The sequence below is a fragment of the Plasticicumulans sp. genome, assembly GCF_035331805.1.
Taxonomy (GTDB): domain Bacteria; phylum Pseudomonadota; class Gammaproteobacteria; order Competibacterales; family Competibacteraceae; genus Plasticicumulans.
Genome location: NZ_DAOLKE010000524.1, coordinates 1 through 1,755, shown reverse-complemented (window position 1 = coordinate 1,755; position 1,755 = coordinate 1). Strand labels below are relative to the sequence as shown.

Sequence of the window (1,755 nt, the reverse complement as noted above, 5' to 3'; positions counted from 1 at the left end):
GCTGCCTCAGCGGGATTCCGGCACCGATGCCGGTCCGGCCTGCAGCCCGCCGGCATCCGCGAGCGTCCGGCGCTTGACCAGCAGGTACAGCGCCGGGATCACCGCGAGCGTCAGTACGGTCGAGGAAACCATGCCGCCGACCATCGGCGCGGCGATGCGGCGCATGACTTCCGAGCCGGTGCCGCTGCTCCAGAGGATCGGCAGCAGGCCGGCCATGATCGCGGTGACGGTCATCATCTTCGGGCGCACGCGCTCGACGGCGCCGGCGCGGATCGCGGCGTGCAGGTCGGACAGCTCCGGTCTGCCGGCCCGCTGCGCGCAGGCGTCGCGCCAGGCGTGATCGAGGTAGATCAGCATGATGACGCCGGTCTCGGCGGCGACGCCGGCCAGCGCGATGAAGCCGACCGCCGCGGCGACGCTGAGGTTGTAGCCGAGCAGATCCATCAGCCACACGCCGCCGACCAGCGCGAACGGCAGCGACAGCATGACGATCAGCGTTTCGGTCAGGCGCCGGAAGTTCAGGTACAGCAGCACGAAGATGATCGCGAGCGTCAGCGGCACGACGACGGCGAGCCGCGCCTGCGCGCGCTGCATGTACTCGAACTGGCCGCTCCAGGTCGCGTAGTAGCCGGCCGGGAAGCTGACCTGCTCGCGCACGGCGCGCTGCGCGTCGCGCACGTAGCCGCCGATGTCGCGATCGCGCACATCGACATACACGTAGGCCGCGAGCAGGGCGTTTTCGGTGCGGATGCCGGGGGCGCCCTTGCCGAGCGTGATGCTCGCGAGCTGGCCGAGCGGCAGCATCGCGCCGGCCGGCGTCGGCACCAGCACGTGCGCGGCGATCGACTGCGGATCGGCGCGCAGCTCGCGCGGATAGCGCACGCTGACGCCGAAGCGCTCGCGGCCCTCGACCGCGGTGGTCACGGTCTCGCCGCCGAGCGCGGTGGCGATCACCTCCTGCAGCTCGCCGACCGTCAGGCCCTGGCGCGCGAGCGCGCCGCGGTCGGGGTCGATGGTCAGGTAGTAGCCGCCGGTGATGCGCTCGGCGTAGGCGCTGGCGGTGCCGGGCACGCTGCGCACGGCCGCCTCGACCGCCCGCGCCAGCCGCTCCAGCTCGTCGAGCTCGCGGCCGAACACCTTGACGCCGACCGGCGTGCGGATGCCGGTCGAGAGCATGTCGATGCGCGCCTTGATCGGCATGGTCCAGGCGTTGGCGACGCCGGGGAACTGCAGCGCGGCATCCATCTCCGCGATCAGGCGATCGGTGCTCAGGCCCGGGCGCCATTGCTCATGGGGCTTGAGGTTGATGACGGTCTCGAACATCTCCAGCGGTGCCGGATCGGTGGCGGTGGCTGCGCGCCCGGCCTTGCCGAATACCGAGGCGACCTCGGGGAAGCTGCGGATGATGCGGTCCTGCGTCTGCATCAGCTCGGCGGCCTTGGTCACCGACAAACCCGGCAGCGTCGTCGGCATGTACAGCAGCGTGCCCTCGTCGAGACTCGGCATGAACTCGCTGCCGAGGCGGTTCGCCGGCAGCACGCTCGCGAGCAGCGCAAGCAGCGCCACCACGACCGTCGTGCGCGGGTGGCGCAGCACGAGGCCGATCAGCGGCCGGTACAGCCGGATCAGCACGCGGTTCAGGGGGTTGCGGTGCTCGGGCACGATGCGGCCGCGGATGCAGATCACCATCAGCGCCGGCACCAGCGTCACCGACAGCAGCGCCGCGCCGGCCATCGCGAAGGTCTTGGTGTAGGC

General features: G+C 71.5%; 1 protein-coding gene. It reads right to left on the bottom strand.

The features are described 5' to 3' along the window. Nucleotides 1–6 precede the first annotated feature (6 nt). Nucleotides 7–1,755, bottom strand: a 1,749-nt coding sequence (locus PKE44_RS19060; RefSeq protein WP_324554379.1) for an efflux RND transporter permease subunit, incomplete at its 5' end; no start/stop codon positions are given.